Genomic DNA, 19025 nt, shown 5'->3' on the forward strand with positions numbered 1-19025 from the left:
GGGAGAGCCTCTCTCGGTCGCCGGTGCGGCGGTCCGGCCGGTGGTGCGGGTCCGGTTGTCGCCGCGGTGGTCCGGTCACTGTTGCGGGGGTGTGAAATCCCGTACGGCCGCCGGTACGGCCGCCGTCCGCCGTGCGGAACCGGCCGCGTTCCACGGAGCGGAGGGAATCACCGCTGGTCAAGGCGGGTTCGGCAGGGTACGCAGGGCCGGGGCGGCGGCACCGGGCAGGCGCCGATTCAACCACCGGGGGCGGCGGTTCGGGGAGCGGACCGGCGCTTGACGCGCGGCGGCGGCCGCTGCGAGGCTCCGGGACATGTTCGCGACCTCCTCCTGTCCCGCCGTCTCCGGCGTCTGACCCTCGCGACCCTTCGCGTGACCGGTCCGCCGGCCCCGCTCCCGTGACCCGGCCGCCGCCGGACCCGCCCTCGTACCGCACCGGGACCCTCACCCCGCTCCCGGCACCGGCGCCCCCGTCCATAGGGACCCACGCGCCGATCGATTACTTCCGCTCCGAGATTAATTCCTCCGGGCTTGCTTCCCGGACCTCCGAAAGGACCCCGTCATGTCGACCGCAACCACCTCCCCCGACGTCCGGAAGGACACCGCCCGGAAGGCCGCCGCCCAGGGGATCACCGTCCAGAAGGTCGGCGGCCGCCTCGGCGCCGTCATCTCCGGCGTCCGCCTCGGCGGCGACCTGTCCGCCGAGACCGTCGCCGAGATCCGCGCCGCGCTCCTGGCCCACAAGGTCGTCTTCTTCCGGGGCCAGGACCACCTGGACGAAGAGGCCCAGGAGGCCTTCGGGCGGCTCCTCGGCACGCCCGTCGCCCACCCCACCGTCCCCTCCGCCGACGGCCGTTACTCCTTCCCGATCGACTCGGACTACGGCGGCCGGGCCAACCAGTGGCACTCCGACGTGACCTTCGTGCCGGCCTACCCCGCCTTCTCGATCCTCCGCGCGGTCGTCATCCCGCCGTACGGCGGCAACACCCTGTGGGCGAACACGGCGACCGCGTACGAGAACCTCCCCGAGTCGCTGCGGGCGCTGGCCGACGGCCTGCGCGCGGTGCACTCCAACGACTACGACTACGCGGCCCTGCGCCCCGGCGTGCTGCCCGAGCAGCTCGTGCGCTTCCGCGAGATCTTCGCCTCGACGAAGTTCCTGACCGAGCACCCGGTCGTGCGGGTCCACCCGGAGACCGGCGAGCGGACCCTGCTGCTCGGCAACTTCGTGCAGCGGATCAGCGGTCTGACGGGCGCCGACTCCCGGGACCTGTTCTCCCTCTTCCAGCGGCACGTCGAGCGTCCGGAGAACACCGTCCGCTGGCAGTGGCAGGTCGGCGACGTCGCCATCTGGGACAACCGCGCCACCCAGCACTACGGCGTGGACGACTCCGACGAGCACGACCGCAAGCTGCGCCGGGTGACCATCGACGGCGACGTGCCGGTCGGCGTGGACGGGCGCTCCTCGGTGCTGCTCTCGCCCGAGTCCGTGCCGGACCCGGCGTTCGGCATCGCCTCCGGCGCCTCGACGGCGGACACCGCGACGGACGCGACGGCGGACACGGCGGCCGGCGCGGCGGAGACCCCCGCCGCATGACGGGAGTCCCGCCCCGGGTGATCGTGGTCCTCACCGACCAGCAGCGGTGGGACACCACGGGCGTCCACGGCAATCCGGCGGGGGTGACCCCCGAGTTCGACCGGCTGGCCCGCGAGGGCACGCTGGTCGAGCGGGCGATCACCCCCAACCCGGTCTGCGCGCCGGCCCGCTCGGCGCTGCAGACCGGCCGCTGGCCGACCTCCACCGGGGTCTTCCGCAACGGGCTCCCGCTGCCGGAGGACACGCCCACCCTCGCCTCGGTGCTCGGCGCGGCGGGGTACGCGACCGGATACATCGGCAAGTGGCACCTGGCCGGCGAGGAGAACCCGGACGGCCCCGTGCCGCCCGCGCGCCGGGGCGGCTACGCGCACTGGCTGGCCTCGGACCGGCTGGAGTTCACCTCGGACGCGTACCGCACGGTGGTGCACGACGAGGAGGGCGAGCCGGTCCGGCTGCCGGGCTACCGCTCGGACGCCCTGGTCGACGCGGCGATCCGGTTCGTCGCCGACCACCACGACCGGCCGTTCCTGCTCTTCCTCTCGCTGCTCGAACCGCACCACCAGAACCCGACGGACGACTACCCGGCCCCCGCCGGGTACCGGGAGCGGTACGAGGGCCGCTGGCTGCCGCCGGACCTCGCCGCGCTGAGCCCCGGCGCCCCGCACGGCGGCGCGCACCGGCACCTCGGCGGCTACCTGGGGCAGGTCAAGCGGGTGGACGAGGGGGTGGGCCGGCTCCGGGACGCGCTGCGCTCCCTGGGCATCGAGGACGACACGGTCCTCGCCTGGACCGCCGACCACGGCTCCCACTTCCGTACGCGCAACTCCGAGTACAAGCGGTCGGCGCACGACTCCTCGGTGCGGGTGCCGTGGGCGCTGACCGGCCCCGGCTTCCGGGGCGGCGGCCTGGTCCGGCGGCCGGTGTCCACGGCCGACCTGATGCCGACGCTGGTCGAGGCGGTGGGGCTCGACGTGCCCGAGGGGGTGCAGGGCAGGTCGCTGCTGCCGCTGGTCGGCGGCGGGACGGACCCGGACCGGCCGGAGTCGGTCTTCGTCCAGATCAGCGAGGACCACGTGGGCCGCGCGGTGCGGACCGAGCGGTGGAAGTACGTGGTGTCGGCACCGCCCGGGACCGACGCCTGGCGCGAGCCGGCGGCCGACCGCTACCGGGAGACGGAGCTGTACGACCTGGCCTCCGACCCGTACGAGCTGGAGAACCTGGTGGGGCTCGTCTCGCACCGGGAGGTGGCCGACGGGCTGCGGGAGGCGCTGGCCGGATGGCTGCTGCGGGTGGAGGGGGCGGAACCGGTGCTCGAACCGGCCGAGCCGCGCACGCTCCCCCAGCGGCACCCGGACTCCTTCCCGCACGACCGGGTGCCGTGGGAGGGGGTGAGGTTCGGACACCACTGAGGTACACGACCACGGATCGGGCGGGTCAGGCGGGCTTGGCGTAGTCGCCGAAGCCGGCCCAGTCGAGGACCACGCACGGCTCGTCGCCGAGGACCCACGCGTCGTGACCGGGTTCGACCCGCATGAAGTCGCCCGGTCCGAACTCCTCGGTCTCGCCGCCGTCCATGACGACCTTCAATCGGCCGCCGACGACGTATCCGACGTGCGCGGCCCGGCAGCTGTCGGTGCCCGCGATCGGTTTGACGTGCTTGGTCCACTGCCAGCCGGGCTCGAACACGGCGCGGCCGACCGGGCCGCCCGCGTCGGTCAGCAGGTCCAGCCTGCCCTTGCCGTCCTCGAAGGGGCGGGTCTCGTCCGCCGCGTCGAAGCTTCTCCGCACGATGCCGGTCATCATCCGCTCCCGGCGCTGGAAGGCCGATTCCCCGAGTTCCCTTCCAGGCTACGCCGGTCCTTTGCCGAACGGGCGGCGCCCTTTGGCGGAACCCAGCACATCCGGAGCCCGAATTCTGTACACATCCCTCAAGGGACAGAACTACACATAAAGGCCAGATAAGAGCACAATGAAACAGCGGCGCATTGCGCCGCAAGCGCGGCCCGACTTGCAGGACGCAGAAGGAGGCGAGTCACATGGCCGACGTCTCTCATCGACCCGGTGATATCTCGGGGCACCCCGACGCACCGGAAATGCGGGACCGATACGCCCGTATGCTCCAGACCCGAGGTGTGGCGGCGGTCGAGGAACTCGTGATCCTCGCCGGCGTCTACGCGGCGATCTCGGCCTGGACGGTCCACTTCGCCGCGGCCCGGCCGGAGCTCGCCCTCAGCAACCTGGTCGTCGGCATCGGCATCGCGCTGCTCGGCCTGTGCATGTCGATGGTGCCGGAGCGGTCGCAGGACCTGAACTTCGTGGTCCTGCTCCTCGGCGCGTGGCTGATCGTCTCGCCGTGGGTGGTCACGCGGGGCCCGGACACGGGCATGATCCTCAACAACGTCATCACCGGCGCGTGCGTCTGCCTGTTCGCGCTCACGGCCGGCGGACTGCTCATGAGCAAGAGGAGGACGTGACGTCCGGGACCTCTCCGTCCCCCCACTGACCCCCTTCGGAACGGCGGCACCCCAACTACCAGGAGGTGCCGCCGTTCACTGTCCCCCATGGACGAACCGCATCCGGACGGTAACGAATTGACCCACACCGTTTCGGCCACCTAAGTTCTGCGTAAAGCTTGCTCCACAGGGACAGGCTCTCCCGCTCGCATACCCAGTCCTTGGGGGGACAAAGTGAACTGGTACCTCGACGTTCTCAAGAAGTACGCGGTGTTCAGCGGCCGAGCGCGCCGCAAGGAATTCTGGATGTTCACGCTGTTCAACTTCATCGCAGCGGTCATCCTCTCCATCCTGGACAACATCCTGGGCATACAGATCCTGAGCCTCATCTACACGCTGGCCGTCTTCCTGCCGGCCCTCGGCGTGTCCGTCCGGCGTCTGCACGACACCGGCCGTTCCGGCTGGTGGATCCTGATCGCCCTGGTCCCGCTCGTCGGCTTCATCGTCCTGCTGGTCTTCAACTGCCTCGAGGGCGAGCAGCAGCAGAACGCCTACGGCCCGAACCCGAAGCTGGCCCCGGCCTACTGACGGTCCCCGCGCCGAAGCACCACACCTGTCCGTGGCCCCCGGAGGATTCCTCCGGGGGCCACGGCCGTGTCACGTCCGGGCGTGGGCCCGGCGGGCCGCGTCCAGTTCGGCCCGGTCGGGCGGCCGGGCCCCGGCCCGGGAGACGGTCACGGCCGCCGCCGCCCCGGCCCGCGCGAGGAGTTCGGCCAGCTCCCCGGCGGCGAGGGCGCCGAGGGCCGCCCGGTCCCGCCCGGCCAGCGCGTCCAGGACGGCCGACATGAACGAGTCGCCCGCGCCGACGGTGTCGACGACGTCGACCGGGGGCGCCCCGGCCGCGACCGTGTGGTGCCGGGTGACGGCGAAGGAGCCGGCCGCGCCCCGGGTGACCAGGACGACGGCCGGGCCGAGGTCCAGCCAGCGGGCGGCGACGGCCTCCGGCTCCTCCCCCGGATACAGCCAGGCCAGGTCCTCGTCGCTCGCCTTGACCAGGTCGGCGAGGGCGACGCAGCGTTCGACCCGGGCGACGGCCGGGCCGTGCTCCCCCATCAGTTCGGGCCGCACGTTGGGGTCGTAGCTGACGGTGGCCCGGTCGCGCAGCCGCTCGGCCCCGGCCAGGACGGCGGCCGCGCCGGGGGCGGTGACGGCCGCGATCGAGCCGATGTGCACGTGGGCGGGCGCCCCGGCGGGCGGTTCCCCGGCCTCCAGCGTCCAGGCGATGTCGAAGGCGTACGTGGCCCGGCCCTGCGCGTCTAGGCCCACGACCGCCGACGGGGTGCGCTCGGGACGGCCGCGGCTCTCCACCCGTACGCCCGCGTCCTTCAGATGGGCACCGATCAGACGCCCGGCGGGGTCGTCGGCGAGCTGGGTGAGCAGGGTGACGTCCCGGCCCAGACGGGCGAGTCCGTACGCGACGTTGGCGGGGCTGCCGCCGGGGTGGACCCGGTCGGCGGCGCCGGAGCCCTCCGGCGCGCGGACGATGTCGGCGACGCACTCGCCGATCACCAGGAAGGACATGGTCGGAACTCCTCGGAGCGGGAGCGGACGTCCCGGCCGCCGACCGTATCGTGTCACCCGCGGCGCCGCCGGTACAGCACCTGGTGGGCGTCCCACTCCACGAAGGACTCGGCGTGCTCCAGGCCGACGGCCTCCAGGAGCCGGCGGGAACGGTGGTTGGCCTCCTGGGTGACCGCGACCACGCTCGGCCCGCTCTCCAGGGCCCGCGCGACGGCCGCGCCGACCGCCTCGCGCGCGTACCCGTGCCCCCAGTGCTCGGGCAGGAACTGGTACGAGACCTCCGTCTCCCCGCCCCGCCCGCCGTCCTCCACCGTGACGAGCCCGAGGAGGACGCCGTCCTCGGCGCGGACCACCGCGTGGAAGCCGGGCGCCCCGACGATCCGCCGCTGCCGGATGCGGATGACGGGCCCGGTGACGGGACCGCCGAGGTGGCGCCGTACCTCGGGATCGGTCCACAGCCGCGTCACGGCCGGCAGGTCGCCCCTGCGGACGGGCCGCAGCAGCAGCCGCTCGGTGCGGAGCGGCCGCGCCGCCGGGACCGGGGCCCGGGCCGGGCTCTCTGAGGGGGACACCGGTCCATCCTCTCAGCCCTTCCGCCCGTCGCGGAGCGGGCCCCGGGCCCCGGGCCGCCGCGTCAGAGGCGGTGCACGGTGTGGAGCTTGACGGCGTACGTGCCCGTGCCGTCCAGGGTGGAGGATCCTCCCAGGTCGGCCATGGTCGGTCCGTCGCAGGTCTTGCGGCTGGAGAGGAAGCGGCGCTTCCCGTTCGTGTCCCTGCCCAGGTAGATGCCGACGTGGTCGACCGTGGCGGTCTGGCCGTCGTCGCCCGAGTCGGCGTTGAAGAGGACCAGGTCGCCCGGCTGGAGCCGGGCCGCGGCCGGCGGGGCGCCGCCGGCCGTCCGGTCCACGCGGACGCCCGGCGCGTACTCCGCCATGTCGCGGGACTTGCGGGGCAGCCGGGTCCCTGAGGTGTCCGCCCCGGCCGCCAGGGGGACGCCGTGGTGGTGGCCGAAGACCATCCGGGTGTAGCCGGAGCAGTCCAGGTTGCCGACCTGCGCGCTCGACGGACCGGTGTACGTGCCGTCCGGGAAGGTCCAGCCGAGGTTCATGTACTCGTGGAAGTCGGCGCCCTCGTAGCGGTTGCCCCGCGGGTCGAGGTGGCCGTAGCCGGCCCGGCCGAGGACCTGGCGGCCCGCCGCGGGACCGGCACCCGCGGTCACGGCCGGGCCGCCCGGCAGGAACATCGCCGCGCAGGCGAGCACGTCGGGTGCGGTCGAGCCGGCCCAGGCCCGGACGCGGGCCTCCAGCTCCGGGGTCCACGTGCCGTCGAACGGCCGGTCCAGGACGCGCACCCAGTCGTTGTGGGTGACGGTCGGCGGCGCCTCCCAGGTCGCGTCGGTCACCTCGAAGCGGCTCACGGTCAGCTTGACCGGCAGGTTGGTGCAGCCGTCGTTGGCGAGGGCGCGCAGTCCCACCCGCCCCTTGCCGAAGGTGGCGTCGGCGGCCTCGACGGTCCAGGCGGCGGGTTCGGCGCCGGCCGCGCGCCAGGCCTTGGCCCTGATCCCGGTGCCCTCGCGGCGGACCCGTATGGTCCACGCGGTTCCGGCGGCGACTCCGGTGGCCAGGGGGACGACCGGCGCCAGCTGCGTGACGGTGTCGGCGACCTCCTTCTCGACGCGGAGCTCGACCGCGCCCGAGGTCGTGAACGACAGCCTGGCCCGGTAGTTGTTGTGGGTGTCCTGGTAGCCGAAGGACAGGGCGTACGAACACGCCTGGCCGGTGGGCACCTTGTCTAACGAGGCCGTCGCGCGCACGTCGACGTCGGTGATCTCGCCGTCGCGGACGCTGGCGTGGCGGCTCGCGTAGTCCGTGGTGAGGCTGATGACGCCGGCGCCGGGGGTGACCGCGTAGTCGCCGGCCGGGCCGCCGAGGGTGGTCCAGCCGCCACCGCCGGGCGCGGTGCCCCAGTACACGCGGTCGGCCTCGGGGAGCGCCGGGTCCGGCAGGGTGCGCCGGAAGTCGTCGGCGAAGGGTCTCTTGTCCTCGGTGAAGGTGCGCTCGGGGCCGGGCAGGACCACCGTGCGGGCGCCGAGCGTCAGGAGCGCGACGCGTCTGCCGCCGGAGGTGACCTCGGTGCGGGCCGGGGTGCCGGGCAGTACGGCGGTGTCGAGCGCGCCGAGGGTCACGGAGGTGAACCAGTCCGCGCCGAGGGGGCCGACGGTCACGGCGGAACGGGGACCGCCGAGGCCGGTCGGGAGCGCGGCGCCCGCCGGGGCGGCGTCGGGGGCGGCCGCCTGCGCGGCGCGGGCCGGGGCCGCGGTCAGCGGGACGAGGGGAACGGAGGCCGCGGTGGCGGTCAGCGCGGTCAGCAGGGTGCGCCGGGAGGTGCCACCGCCGTGGGAGGTGTGAGTCATGGGAGTCATCATCCGGACGGCCGGGAGGCGGTGTGCGACCGGGGGCCGAAAAGCCTTGGTGGGGACGGCTGTTCCCTCCCCGACCGGCCTCGTACACGCTTCCGTCGCCTTCGAACCTTTGCCCCATCCGCCCCGCTCCTCCCTCACCCCCGCCCCACCAGCGGGTTTCCGCGCCGACCCACCGTCTTCCGCCACGGAGCGCCCCGTCGTGGCCGATAGCCGCCGGGCCTTTGACATATGCCAGGAGCACCACCGGATCGAGTGTTGCCAAACCTCTTACGAGCCGTCCCGGGCTGTGCAACAGTCGTATGCGGGCCGCCTCTTCACACTCGGCCGCGCCGCGCCTGTATCGGAGTACGACATGCCGTCCCCTCTGTTCGCGGACCGCCCCGCCCAGCCGCCGGAGCCGGGCGCGGTGGACGCGCTGATCTCGCAGACCCGCCGCCTGCGCGGCGAGGTCGACGCCGTCCGCCGGGACGCCGTGGCGGACGAAGACGACCCCCAGCAGCGCTGGCAGCGCGCCCTGTGCGACCTCGCCGTGCACCAACTCGACGATCTGGGAGTCCAGTTGGGTCAGCTGCGGGCCGGCGTCCCGGTGGAGGTCCCGCCCGGGGAGGAGACCGGCCCCGCTCCGGGGTTCGCGGCCGACCCCGAGCCCGGCACCGCGTACGGCACGAGTGCCCCGGCACGCACCGGCGCGCTGCTCTCCCGGGTCGGCAGCGCCGAGTGGAACCTGCTCACCGACGAGGTCAGCTGGTCCGAGGAGCTGTACCAGATCTTCGGCCGCACCCGGGAGAGCGGCCCGCTGTCGCTCGACGAGATGCCCACGCTGGTCTTCGCCGAGGACCAGCCCCTCCTCCAGGGGATGGTGACGGACTGTCTGATCGACGGGAAGCCGATCGACGGCGAGTTCCGGATCGTACGGGCCGACGGGCGGGTGCGCACCGTCCACATGACCGGCGAGCCCGTCCTCGACCCCGACGGCTGCACCGCCTCCATGTGGGCCGTCCTGCGCGACGTCAGCGAACTGCGGCGCAGCGAGCGGGCGGTCAGGGAGAGCCGGGCCGGCCTGGAGCGCAGCCGGGACATCGAGCGCACCGAGCGCCGGGTCGCCGTCGAGCTCCAGGAGGCGGTCCTGCCGCCGTGGCGCGGCTCGCTGCACTTCGCCCACGACGGACCGGCCCCGCTCGACGTGGCCGCGCACTACCTCCCGGCCGTCAGCACCGGACTGATCGGCGGCGACTGGTACGACGCGCTCGCGCTGCCGGGCGGGGACGCCCTGCTGACCGTCGGCGACCTGACCGGCCACGGGGTCGCCGCGACCTCCTCCATGGCGATGCTCCTCGGCGCGCTGCGCGGCATGGCCGTCGCCGGGATCCGCCCCGCCGCCCTGATGGGCCACCTCAACCAGCTCCTGGAGACCTCCGTCCAGCCCGCGCTCGGCAGCGCGATGTGCTGCCGGTACGACCCCGTCGCCCAGACCCTGACCTGGGCGCAGGCCGGCCACCCCGCCCCGCTGCTCTTCCGCGACGGGACGGGACGCGCCCTCCCCCGGCCCGAGGGCGTCCTCCTCGGGGCGACGACCGGCGCCGCGTACGACGAGGCCGAGACCCGACTGCTCCCGGGCGACCTGCTCGTCCTGCACACCGACGGGCTGACCCGCCACGGCGGTGCGGACGACGACACGGGCACACGGCGGCTGCTCGCCCTCGGCCCCCGGCTCGCCGGAGCGCGGGACGCGCAGGAGGGCGTGCGGGTGGTGATCGAGGAGTTCGGCGAGGAGTCGCGCGAGGACGACGCCTGCGTGATGGTGGTCCGGGTCGGCCACTGAGCCCGACCCGTGAACGGCGGTCCCGGTCCCCGGCCCCTGGAAGGGCCGGGGATCACGCCTGTCCCGGCCTCGGACGGTTCACGGGCGACCGGGTCAGGGCCAGCTGGATCTCCTCGCGCAGGACGTCGGTCCTGGCGTGGTCGGCGTACTGGCCGGTGAGCCGGTACATCTCCCGCAGCCGGTCCCAGGTCCGGTGGGACGAGGTGTCCCCCATGGAGATGAGGGCGAGCCGGGCGTACCGGTCGGCCTGCTCCGGGTCGTCGGCGAGGAAGCAGGCCGAGGCGAGGGAGATGTGGTCGAAGAGCTTCGACCGCTCGTGCCCCTTGCTCCGCAGGTCGAGGGCCAGCTTGGCGTGCCGCTGCGCGGGGATCGCGGCGCTCGGGTCGTGGTCGGCGAGGGTGCGGTAGGCGAGGGCCTCCATGCCGTGCATGTCGGCCTCGTCGAAGTTCTGCATCCAGCTCGGCGTCTTCTCTTCCCCCCGGTCCGACACGAACAGCTCCTCGGCCTCGCCGAGGGTGCGGCGCATCGCCTGTCCCCGGCCCATCGACGCCTGCGCCCAGGCCTCGATGGTGTGGAACATGGCCCGGGTGCGGGGCAGCAGCCGCTCGCCCGAGCCCGTCTTGGCGAGCTTCATCAGGTCGAGGGCGTCGTCCGGGCGGCCCAGGTGCACCATCTGGCGGGCGGCCCGGGACAGCGCCTCGCCGGCCCGGGGCCGGTCGCCGCTCTCGCGGGCCGCGTGGGCGGCGATGACGAAGTACCTCTGCGCCGTGGGTTCGAGGCCGACGTCGTGGGACATCCAGCCCGCGAGGACGGCCAGGTTGGCGGCGACGCCCCACAGGCGCCGCTGGAGGTGGTCGGGGTGGCGGTAGGCGAGCATCCCGCCCACCTCGTTGAGCTGGCCCACCACGGCCTTGCGCTGGAGACCGCCGCCCCGGGAGGCGTCCCAGGCGCGGAACACCTCCACGGAACGCTCCAGGGCGTCGATCTCCTCCGACCCGATGGGGGCGGCCTCGTAGCGGTCGAACCCGGCGGGGTCGGCGTGGAGGGGATCGGTGGCACGCGGAGCGGCGCCCGGGCGGGCGGGGTCGGTCTGCAGCCAGTCGTGCATGGCGTTGCTGAGTACGGAGCCGGCGGCAAGCGCGGCACCCGCGCCCACCAGGCCGCGTCGGTTGAGCATGAGGTCCATTCCCGTGAATTCGGTGAGGACCGCCGCCGTACGATCGGGTGCCCAGGGCAGTTGGTCAGGGTTCTCCGTCGTGCCGACGTCCTGCCGTTTCCCCACACGCCCGTGTCGTACGAACCCGAGGTCCTCGATGGTCACGACACGGCCGAGTCGCTCGGTGAACAGTGCTGCCAGCACCCGGGGGACGGGATCGCGCGGGGTCTCGCCCCGGTCGATCCACCGCCGCACCCGCGAGGTGTCGGTCGCCAGCTGGGGGTGGCCCATGGCCGCCGCCTGCCGGTTGACGAGCCTCGCGAGTTCGCCCTTGGACCAGCCGGCCAGGCCGAACAGGTCCGCGAGACGGGTGTTGGTTTCTCCGGTCACGTCTAAGCCCCCAGGTTCTCGGCTGAGTTGACAGTAACCCCCTGTCATGGGGCTGGCGACTATTCGCCAGGGTTCGCCAGGGTGCGCCCGATGTTCCGCCACCCGCGCACGGGTGTCAGGTAGGAACGCGCCACCCCGCCCCGTCGACCGGCCCTCATTCCCCAGGGTGCGGACCGGGGGCGGGCGGGGCGACGCACGCAACTCGTCGGCGCACGAAGGGATCTGTCACCTCCATGTACACAGCATCGTCCTCCGTGTCCGCCCCGCCCCGGCCGCAGCACCGCATCGTCCCCGCCGGCACCGGCCCGTACCTCGCCCCCGCTCCCCAGGCCGTCCGGCCGAGGCGCTGGGCGGGCGGCACGGGCACCCAGCCGGTCAGCGGCAGAATCGATCTGTCCGGCCCCCAGGGCGCGCAGCTGAAGATGGCGATCGCCTCGGTCCACCGCATCTGCCCGGAGTTCAAGCCGGTGCAGGTACTGCGGCGCAGCGGTCGTTCCGTACTGATCGTCGGGACGACCGGGCGGGCCACGGCGGTCGCGAAGTGTTTACTGGACCACTCCCCGGCCTGGGTCGAGCGGTTCCGGCACGAAATAGCTTCCTACCGCGCCTTCGTCCGGCACCGTCCGCCGGTGCGGGCGCCCCGGCTGATCGCGGCGGACCCGGAGAACTGCACGCTGGTGATCGAGCGGATGCCGGGACGGGCGGCGGCGCTCTCGCGCCACCCCGTCGAGGCCCCGCCGCGCGCCGACGTGCGGGCCGCGCTCGGCGCGATCGCCCGGCTCAACGCCTGGCGGCCGCCGGCCGGGACCTTCGACGCCCCGCTGGACTACGGCTCCCGGATCGCCCGCTACCACGAGCTCGGGCTCTTCACCGACCGGGACCGGGACGACCTGCAGAAGCTGATGCACGGTCTGGCGCACGCGGGCGGCCGCCAGGGGATGGGCCAGTTCTGCCACGGCGACGCGCTGCTCTCCAACATCCTGCTCTCCCCGGCGGGACCGGTCCTCGTGGACTGGGAGCACGCGGGCTGGTACCTGCCCGGCTACGACCTGGCGACCCTGTGGGCGGTGCTGGGCGACGCGCCGCTGGCGCGGCGCCAGATCAGTCAGCTCGCCCAGCAGGCGGGCCCGGCCTCCCGGGACGCCTTCCTGGTGAACCTGATGATCGTGCTGACGCGGGAGATCCGCACCTACGAGACGGCGGTGCAGCGGACCATGAAGGAGGCCCCGCCGGCCGGTTCCGTACCGGTGCCCTCGGGGACGCTCGCGCCCGGTGAGGAACAGCGGCTGCTGCTCAGGCGGCTGCACGACGACTGCGCCATGGCACGGCGGGCCGTGCGCGCGGCGGTCGGGACGCGCTGAGAGGCGGGTCCTGCCGACCACGGGGGTGGTGCGCCGTGCGCCCGGTGCCGACACACCGGGACGCGGCGCACCGGCTTTTCCGGCCGTGTCCTCTCCCTCCGGAGACCCCTCCAGTGGTCCACTCCAGTGACGCGTCCCAGGCCCGGGGCCCGTCGTCGCGAAACTCCGCCATCCGGCCTCCATTCCCGCTCTGACGTGGGAACTTCCCCCGGTGTAGGTGTGATTGACGGATCGTTCGGGAGCCGATACCCCTGTACGGGTTCGGCCCCGCACGCCCCCCCGTGTCACCCCCACGCCTTGGAGGCCGCCTTGCTCCGTTCCGGGTCCCGCAGACGTACGCCGAGGGCGGTGGGCGCCCTGGCGTCCGCCGCCCTGCTGTTCCCCCTGCTGTCCGCCGCGCCGCCGGCCGGTGCCGACGCGCCCGGGGCGGGGTCCCTCCAGGGGCAGTTCGCCCGGGCGGCCGCGCGCCACGGCGTGCCGGAGAGCGTGCTGCTCGCCGTCTCGTACCTCCAGTCGCGGTGGGACGGCCATCGCGGTGCGCCGAGCGTGACCGGCGGATACGGGCCGATGCACCTGACGGACGCGGTGACGGCCCTGACGCGGGCCGCCCCGCACCACTCGGACGGCGAGGAGGACCCGCGCGGCGACTCCTCGCGCCCGGCGCGCACGGAGGCGCCGGCGGCGGTGCCGCCCGCCGGGCGGCTGCCGGAGCGGCTGCGGACCCTGGAGCGGGCGTCCGCGCTGTCCGGGATCCCGGCCGAGGAGCTGCGGACCCGGACGGGTGCCAACATCGAGGGCGGCGCGGCCCTGCTCGCCGCCGCGCAGCGGGAGGCCGGGCTGCCCGCGAGCGCGGACCCGGCCGACTGGTACGGGGCGGTGGCGCGGTACTCCGGCGCGGACGACTCGGCGACGGCGGCCGCGTACGCGAACGACGTGTTCGACGTGATCCGGTCCGGGGAGACCCGGACGACGGACAGCGGGCAGGTGGTGACGCTCCGGGCCGACCCGTCGGTCGCGCCCGCCACGGGGCAGGTGGCGGCGCTCGGTCTGCGGGCGCCGGCCGCCGGTCCCGTGGAGTGTCCCCGGACGGTGGCCTGCGAGTGGATCCCCGCGCCGTACGAGGAGTTCGGGGACGGCGACTACGGCAACCACGACAAGGCGAACAGGCCCGTCTCCCAGTCGATCGACTACATCGTGATCCACGACACCGAGGCCACGTGGGACGTCACCCTGGGCCTGGTGCAGGACCCGGAGTACGTGTCGTGGCAGTACTCGCTGCGCTCCTCCGACGGGCACGTGGCGCAGCACCTGCCACTGAAGGACGTCGGCTGGCACGCGGGCAACTGGTTCGTGAACGCCAAGTCGGTGGGCCTGGAGCACGAGGGCTTCCTGACCGCGCCGGACTCCTGGTACACGGAGGCGATGTACCGGTCGTCGGCGCGCCTGGTGCGCTACCTCGCCGCCCGGTACGACATCCCGCTGGACCGGCAGCACGTCCTGGGGCACGACACCGTGCCGGGCACGGTGACGTCCTCGATCCGGGGGATGCACACGGACCCGGGTCCGTACTGGGACTGGGCGCACTACTTCCGGCTGCTCGGCCGTCCGATCGTCCCGAGCGCCGGTCCGCACGCGGGCGTGGTGACGATCCGGCCGGACTACGACACCCACAAGCCGGTCTACACGGGGTGCGAGACGGCCGGGACGGCGTGCGCGCCGCACGGCAGCGGGGCGGTGCGCCTGCACACCGCGCCGAGCACCGACGCGCCCCTGGTGAAGGACGTCGGGCTGCGGCCGGGCGGGGAGGACTCCACCACGGGCGTCAACGACACGGGCGCGCGTGTCTCGACGGGGCAGAGCTTCGCGGTGGCGGAGCGCCGGGGCGACTGGACGGCGGTCTGGTACCTCGGGCAGAAGGCCTGGTTCCACAACCCGCGCAGGCAGCCGACGGCGGTGGACGGACGGGGGCTCGTCCTGACGCCGCGCGAGGGCCTGGCGGAGGTGCCGGTGTACGGGCGGGCCTATCCGGAGGCCTCGGCCTATCCGGCGGGCGTGCCGGTGCAGGCGGTGTCGCCGCTGCCGTACAGGCTGCTCGCCGGGCAGCGGTACGTGGTGGGCGACCGCACCCCGGGCGAGTACTTCTTCGCACCGACGTTCGACACGTCCGGGCACACGGTCGTCCGGGGCCAGGAGGAGTACTACGAGATCCAGTTCGGCCACCGGGTGGCCTTCGTGAAGGCCTCCGACGTGCGGGTTTCCCGGATCTAGCGAGAGGGCGGCCGAAAGGCGCGGGGTGGTGCCGGACGCGCGGTCCGGCACCACCCCGTCGGCGTTCATATGACTATTCGGGAGATCGTGTGCGCCGTACGGGCGAGGGGTAAGGCTGGGCCGGTCAGACGCCCCTCGCACACCGGAAGGCCCCCCAGCACATGCCACAGCCCTTCGTCATGCCGGATTTCTACGTCCCGTATCCGGCGCGTCTCAACCCCCACGTGGAAGCCGCCCGCACGCACACGCGTGACTGGGCGCGGGAGCACGGGATGCTGGAGGGCTCGGGGGTCTGGGAGGAGCACGACCTCGACTCCCACGACTACGCGCTGCTCTGCGCCTACACGCACCCCGACTGCGGCGAGGAGGCCCTGAACCTCGTCACCGACTGGTACACCTGGGTCTTCTTCTTCGACGACCACTTCCTGGAGGTCTTCAAGCGCACCCAGGACCGGGCCGGGAGCAAGGCCTATCTGGACCGGCTGCCGCTGTTCATGCCGGCGGACCCGGCGGACATGCCCGAGCCCTCCAACCCGGTCGAGGCGGGCCTCGCGGACCTCTGGCGGCGGACCGTCCCCGCGATGTCCGAGGGCTGGCGGAAGCGCTTCTCCGAGGCCACGGAGCACCTGTTGTACGAGTCGCTCTGGGAGCTCGACAACATCAACGAGGGGCGCGTCGCCAACCCCGTCGAGTACATCGAGATGCGCCGCAAGGTGGGCGGGGCGCCCTGGTCGGCGGGGCTCGTCGAGTACGCGGCGGGGGCGGAGGTCCCCGACCGGGTGGCGCACTCCCGGCCGCTGTGCGTGCTGCGGGACACCTTCTCGGACGCGGTGCACCTGCGCAACGACCTCTTCTCGTACCAGCGGGAGGTGGAGGACGAGGGCGAGAACAGCAACGGCGTGCTCGTCCTGGAGCGGTTCCTCGGCTGTACGACGCAGGAGGCGGCGAACGCCGTCAACGACCTGCTGACCTCGCGCCTGCACCAGTTCGAGAACACGGCCCTGACCGAGGTGCCGCTGCTCGCCGCCGAGAAGGGGCTCACGCCGCAGGAGTGCGCGGCCGTCGCGGCGTACGCGAAGGGGCTCCAGGACTGGCAGTCCGGCGGCCACGAGTGGCACATGCGCTCCAGCCGGTACATGAACGAGGGCATGGTCGGCGGCCCCTCGCACCTGGACGGGATCATCGGCACCTCGGCGCTGGACGTCCGGAACCTCTTCGGGCGGCCCGCGGCCTCGCGGTTGCGGGCGCTCACCCACGTGCCGCACCAGTACGTGGGGCCCTCGCTGCTGCCCGAGTTCGACCTGCCGTACCCGCTGGCGCTCAGCCCGCACCACGCGGAGGCGAAGCGGCGCTCGGAGGACTGGGCCGAGCGGATGGGACTCCTGGACGACATCTGGGACCGGCCGATGATGGAGGGCTTCGACCTGGCGCTGTGCGCGGCGGGGCTCGACCCGGACGCCACTCCGGAGGAGCTGGAGCTCAGCTCCGAGTGGCTGACCTGGGGGACGTACGGGGACGACTACTACCCGTTGGTCTTCGGCCGGCCGCGCGACCTGCCCGGCGCGAAGGAGCAGACCGACCGGTTCAAGGCCTGTATGCCGCTGGAGGACCCGGCCCTGGGGGCGGCGCTCGCCGTGAACCCGATGGAGCGCTCGCTCGCCGATCTCTGGGCGCGGACGGCGGGTCCGATGTCGCCGGAGGCGCGCGGGCAGCTGCGGCACGCGCTCGACGCCATGCTGGACAGCTGGCTGTGGGAGCTGCACAACCAGGCGCAGCACCGGGTGCCCGACCCGGTCGACTACATCGAGATGCGCCGCTCCACCTTCGGCTCGGAGCTGACCACCCTGCTGTGCCGGCTGCGGCACGCCGACGCGCTGCCGCCCGCGCTCTACCGCACGGGCACGGTGCGCGCCCTGGAGCGGTCGGTCATGGACTACGCGACGCTCCTCAACGACCTCTTCTCGTACCAGAAGGAGATCGAGGTCGAGGGCGAGGTGCACAACGGCGTGCTCGTGCTCCAGAAGTTCTTCGACTGCGACTATCCGACGGCGGTCGCGATGGTCAGTGACCTGATGCGGGGCCGGCTGCGCCAGTACGAGCACGTGAAGAAGCATGAAGTGCCGCTGCTGTACGAGGACTTCGGTCTCGACGAGGAGGGCAGGGCGGCCTTCGGGGCGTATCTGCGGGAGCTGGAGGACTGGCTCGCCGGAATCCTCAACTGGCACCGGGGCGTGCGGCGTTACCGGGCCGAGGACGTGCGCTCGGGCGCGGGGACCCCGCTGCTGGGGCACGGCCCGAAGGGGCTCGGCACCTCGGCGGCGCGGGTGGTGGACCTGCTCGGGTCCGCGCCGCGCTGAGACGCGCGGCCGTGCACGCGGGCCCCCGGGAGAGTCCCGGGGGCCCGCGGGTCTCAGGAGCGGCGGCCGCGCAGCTCGTCGATCTCCCGGCGCTCGCGCTTGGTGGGACGCCCTGCGCCCCGGTCGCGGACGGCGGCGACCGCGACGTGCTCGCGCGGCGGCGGGGGCGGGCTGTTGTCCACGTACGCCTCGGCGGCGACCGGCGGGCCGATCCGCTTGGCGTGCAGCACCTTGACCTCGACGATCCGCTCCCGGCCGCCGTGGAAGACCCGGACCTCGTCGCCGGGCTTCACGGGCTGGGCGGGCTTGGCCCGCTCGCCGTTGACCTTGACGTGCCCGGCCCGGCAGGCCGCCGCGGCCTGGGAGCGGGTCTTGGTCAGGCGGACCGCCCAGATCCAGCTGTCGACGCGCGCGCTCATGCGGCCCCCGCTCCCCCGTCAGCCCTGCTGGAACAGCTCGGCGGGCAGCGGCTTGAGCAGCGCGTACAGGTCGTCGGTGATCGGCCGGTCCCAACTGGCGATCGTCACGAGGACGTTGTCGCTGCGGTCGAACTGGACGCAGGAGATGCGGCTCTCGGAGAGCTTGAGGCGGCGGACGATGAGGAGGTTGTCGCCCTGCATCACGGGGACGTCCTCGGTGTCGAGCACCTCGACCGGCTCGTCGTTCTCCAGGGCGGCGAGGAGCTGCGCCACCTCGAAGGGGATCTGGCCGTCCGCGAGCTCGCGGGCCGGGGAGCCCTCCGGCAGGTTGCCGATGATCATCGCGGGGCCGCGGCCGCCGAACAGGTCGTACCGGAGGAACACTCCCTGACAGGAGCCGTCGGGCGCGGGCAGCAGGCCGGCGCCGAGATTGCCGGGCCAGTCCCCCGGGTCCATGGCCAGGACGTCGAAGTCCGGACCCGCGGGTGTGGCGGCGCTGCGGCGGCGGAGGAAGGACATACGGCCATGGTACGTGCCCCACGGGGGGACGCGACGCGCCGGGCGCCTCCACACCGCGGCCCCGCCCGCACGGGGGCGGCACCGCTCGCACTCCGTGCTCCGGAGGCCCTTCGGCGGGACCCGTGGTGACCCCAGGCGCATGAATGGTCGCTTTGGGTGCACCGTACGGACGGCCGGGTCCCCGGTGCGTCCACGGCTCCGGGCGGCCCGCGCGGCCGGGGCCCGGACCTCCGGGCCGACGGGGCCGCGCGGGTCACCCGGTCCGGCCGCCGGACCGCTCCGCGAGCCGGTTCAGGACGACCAACGCCTCCTCGGCGCGGGCGTGTTCGACGAAGAGGTGGTCGTGGTGGAAGCCGGCCACCACGTTGCAGCTCATGCCGGCGCCGGCGAGTTCGCCCGCGACGGCGGCCGTGAGCCCGACGGCGTCGAGCGCGGAGTGCACCCGCAGCGTGATCCGGCCCGCCACGTAGTCGTACGCGAGGGAGGTCGCGTCCGCCTCCTCCTGCCGTACGACGAGGGTGAGGCCTTCGGTCTCGGCGACGGTGACCACCGGGGCGAGCCCGGCCGGGGCGGGGCCGTCCACCGTGGTGAAGACGTACCGGCCGGGGTCGAGTTCCGGTCGCAGGCCGGCGAGGAGCCGGGTCAGATCACGTTCCGCGTTCATGCGCGCCAGGGTAGGC

General features: G+C 73.8%; 16 protein-coding genes. 8 read left to right on the top strand and 8 right to left on the bottom strand.

The window, feature by feature from the left end:
- Positions 1 to 562: 562 nt before the first annotated feature.
- Both ACIQVI_RS19540 and ACIQVI_RS19545 read left to right on the top strand, forming a co-directional pair.
- On the top strand, positions 563 to 1597 hold the full coding sequence (locus ACIQVI_RS19540; RefSeq protein WP_403597302.1) for a TauD/TfdA dioxygenase family protein: 1035 nt from the start codon (positions 563 to 565) through the stop codon (positions 1595 to 1597).
- Positions 1594 to 3006 carry a sulfatase-like hydrolase/transferase gene (locus tag ACIQVI_RS19545; protein WP_403597305.1) on the top strand — a complete coding sequence of 471 codons (1413 nt, stop codon included), beginning with the start codon at positions 1594 to 1596 and terminating at the stop codon, positions 3004 to 3006. Before ACIQVI_RS19540 ends, ACIQVI_RS19545 begins: the two co-directional genes overlap by 4 nt.
- 25 nt (positions 3007 to 3031) lie before the next feature.
- On the opposite strand, the gene ACIQVI_RS19550 is transcribed toward ACIQVI_RS19545, so the two are convergent.
- Positions 3032 to 3397, bottom strand: a complete 366-nt coding sequence (locus ACIQVI_RS19550) for a cupin domain-containing protein (protein WP_351971604.1) — start codon at positions 3395 to 3397, stop codon at positions 3032 to 3034.
- Between the two features lie 314 nt (positions 3398 to 3711).
- On the opposite strand from ACIQVI_RS19550, the gene ACIQVI_RS19555 reads away from it, so the two are divergent.
- Positions 3712 to 4071: an SPW repeat protein gene (locus tag ACIQVI_RS19555; protein WP_403597309.1), complete on the top strand. Its 360-nt coding sequence runs from the start codon at positions 3712 to 3714 to the stop codon at positions 4069 to 4071.
- A 213-nt stretch (positions 4072 to 4284) separates the two neighbouring features.
- The gene (locus ACIQVI_RS19560; RefSeq protein ID WP_403597312.1) at positions 4285 to 4638 is read left to right on the top strand and encodes a DUF805 domain-containing protein; all 354 of its coding nucleotides are present in this window, start codon (positions 4285 to 4287) and stop codon (positions 4636 to 4638) included.
- Between the two features lie 69 nt (positions 4639 to 4707).
- Here the strand turns inward: ACIQVI_RS19560 and ACIQVI_RS19565 are convergent, their stop codons facing one another.
- From ACIQVI_RS19565 to ACIQVI_RS19575, 3 genes are all read right to left on the bottom strand, one after another.
- Complete coding sequence (locus tag ACIQVI_RS19565; RefSeq protein ID WP_403597315.1) at positions 4708 to 5631, bottom strand: carbohydrate kinase; 924 nt, start codon at positions 5629 to 5631, stop codon at positions 4708 to 4710.
- Between the two features lie 53 nt (positions 5632 to 5684).
- The gene (locus tag ACIQVI_RS19570; protein ID WP_351973163.1) at positions 5685 to 6203 is read right to left on the bottom strand and encodes a GNAT family N-acetyltransferase; all 519 of its coding nucleotides are present in this window, start codon (positions 6201 to 6203) and stop codon (positions 5685 to 5687) included.
- A 62-nt stretch (positions 6204 to 6265) separates the two neighbouring features.
- Positions 6266 to 8044 (bottom strand): NlpC/P60 family protein, encoded by a 1779-nt coding sequence (locus ACIQVI_RS19575; protein ID WP_403597320.1) that lies wholly within the window; start codon positions 8042 to 8044, stop codon positions 6266 to 6268.
- 361 nt (positions 8045 to 8405) lie between these two features.
- On the opposite strand from ACIQVI_RS19575, the gene ACIQVI_RS19580 reads away from it, so the two are divergent.
- Positions 8406 to 9875, top strand: a complete 1470-nt coding sequence (locus ACIQVI_RS19580; protein WP_403597323.1) for a PP2C family protein-serine/threonine phosphatase — start codon at positions 8406 to 8408, stop codon at positions 9873 to 9875.
- A 52-nt stretch (positions 9876 to 9927) separates the two neighbouring features.
- Here the strand turns inward: ACIQVI_RS19580 and ACIQVI_RS19585 are convergent, their stop codons facing one another.
- Positions 9928 to 11421, bottom strand: coding sequence for a hypothetical protein (locus ACIQVI_RS19585; RefSeq protein ID WP_403597326.1), 1494 nt, complete (start codon positions 11419 to 11421; stop codon positions 9928 to 9930).
- 233 nt (positions 11422 to 11654) lie between these two features.
- Between ACIQVI_RS19585 and ACIQVI_RS19590 the strand changes: the two genes are divergently transcribed.
- From ACIQVI_RS19590 to ACIQVI_RS19600, 3 genes are all read left to right on the top strand, one after another.
- Positions 11655 to 12782, top strand: coding sequence for an aminoglycoside phosphotransferase family protein (locus tag ACIQVI_RS19590; protein WP_403597329.1), 1128 nt, complete (start codon positions 11655 to 11657; stop codon positions 12780 to 12782).
- Between the two features lie 348 nt (positions 12783 to 13130).
- Positions 13131 to 15050, top strand: coding sequence for an N-acetylmuramoyl-L-alanine amidase (locus ACIQVI_RS19595; protein ID WP_403597332.1), 1920 nt, complete (start codon positions 13131 to 13133; stop codon positions 15048 to 15050).
- Positions 15051 to 15211: 161 nt separating this feature from the next.
- Positions 15212 to 17407, top strand: a complete 2196-nt coding sequence (locus ACIQVI_RS19600; protein ID WP_403597335.1) for a germacradienol/geosmin synthase — start codon at positions 15212 to 15214, stop codon at positions 17405 to 17407.
- Positions 17408 to 17460: 53 nt separating this feature from the next.
- On the opposite strand, the gene ACIQVI_RS19605 is transcribed toward ACIQVI_RS19600, so the two are convergent.
- From ACIQVI_RS19605 to ACIQVI_RS19615, 3 genes are all read right to left on the bottom strand, one after another.
- On the bottom strand, positions 17461 to 17826 hold the full coding sequence (locus ACIQVI_RS19605; RefSeq protein ID WP_403597338.1) for an RNA-binding S4 domain-containing protein: 366 nt from the start codon (positions 17824 to 17826) through the stop codon (positions 17461 to 17463).
- 18 nt (positions 17827 to 17844) lie between these two features.
- Positions 17845 to 18345 carry a hypothetical protein gene (locus tag ACIQVI_RS19610; protein ID WP_024757478.1) on the bottom strand — a complete coding sequence of 167 codons (501 nt, stop codon included), beginning with the start codon at positions 18343 to 18345 and terminating at the stop codon, positions 17845 to 17847.
- A 253-nt stretch (positions 18346 to 18598) separates the two neighbouring features.
- Complete coding sequence (locus ACIQVI_RS19615; RefSeq protein ID WP_403597341.1) at positions 18599 to 19009, bottom strand: ACT domain-containing protein; 411 nt, start codon at positions 19007 to 19009, stop codon at positions 18599 to 18601.
- Positions 19010 to 19025 lie beyond the last annotated feature (16 nt).

The sequence above is a fragment of the Streptomyces sp. NPDC098101 genome (genome assembly GCF_044760185.1).
Lineage (GTDB): Bacteria > Actinomycetota > Actinomycetes > Streptomycetales > Streptomycetaceae > Streptomyces.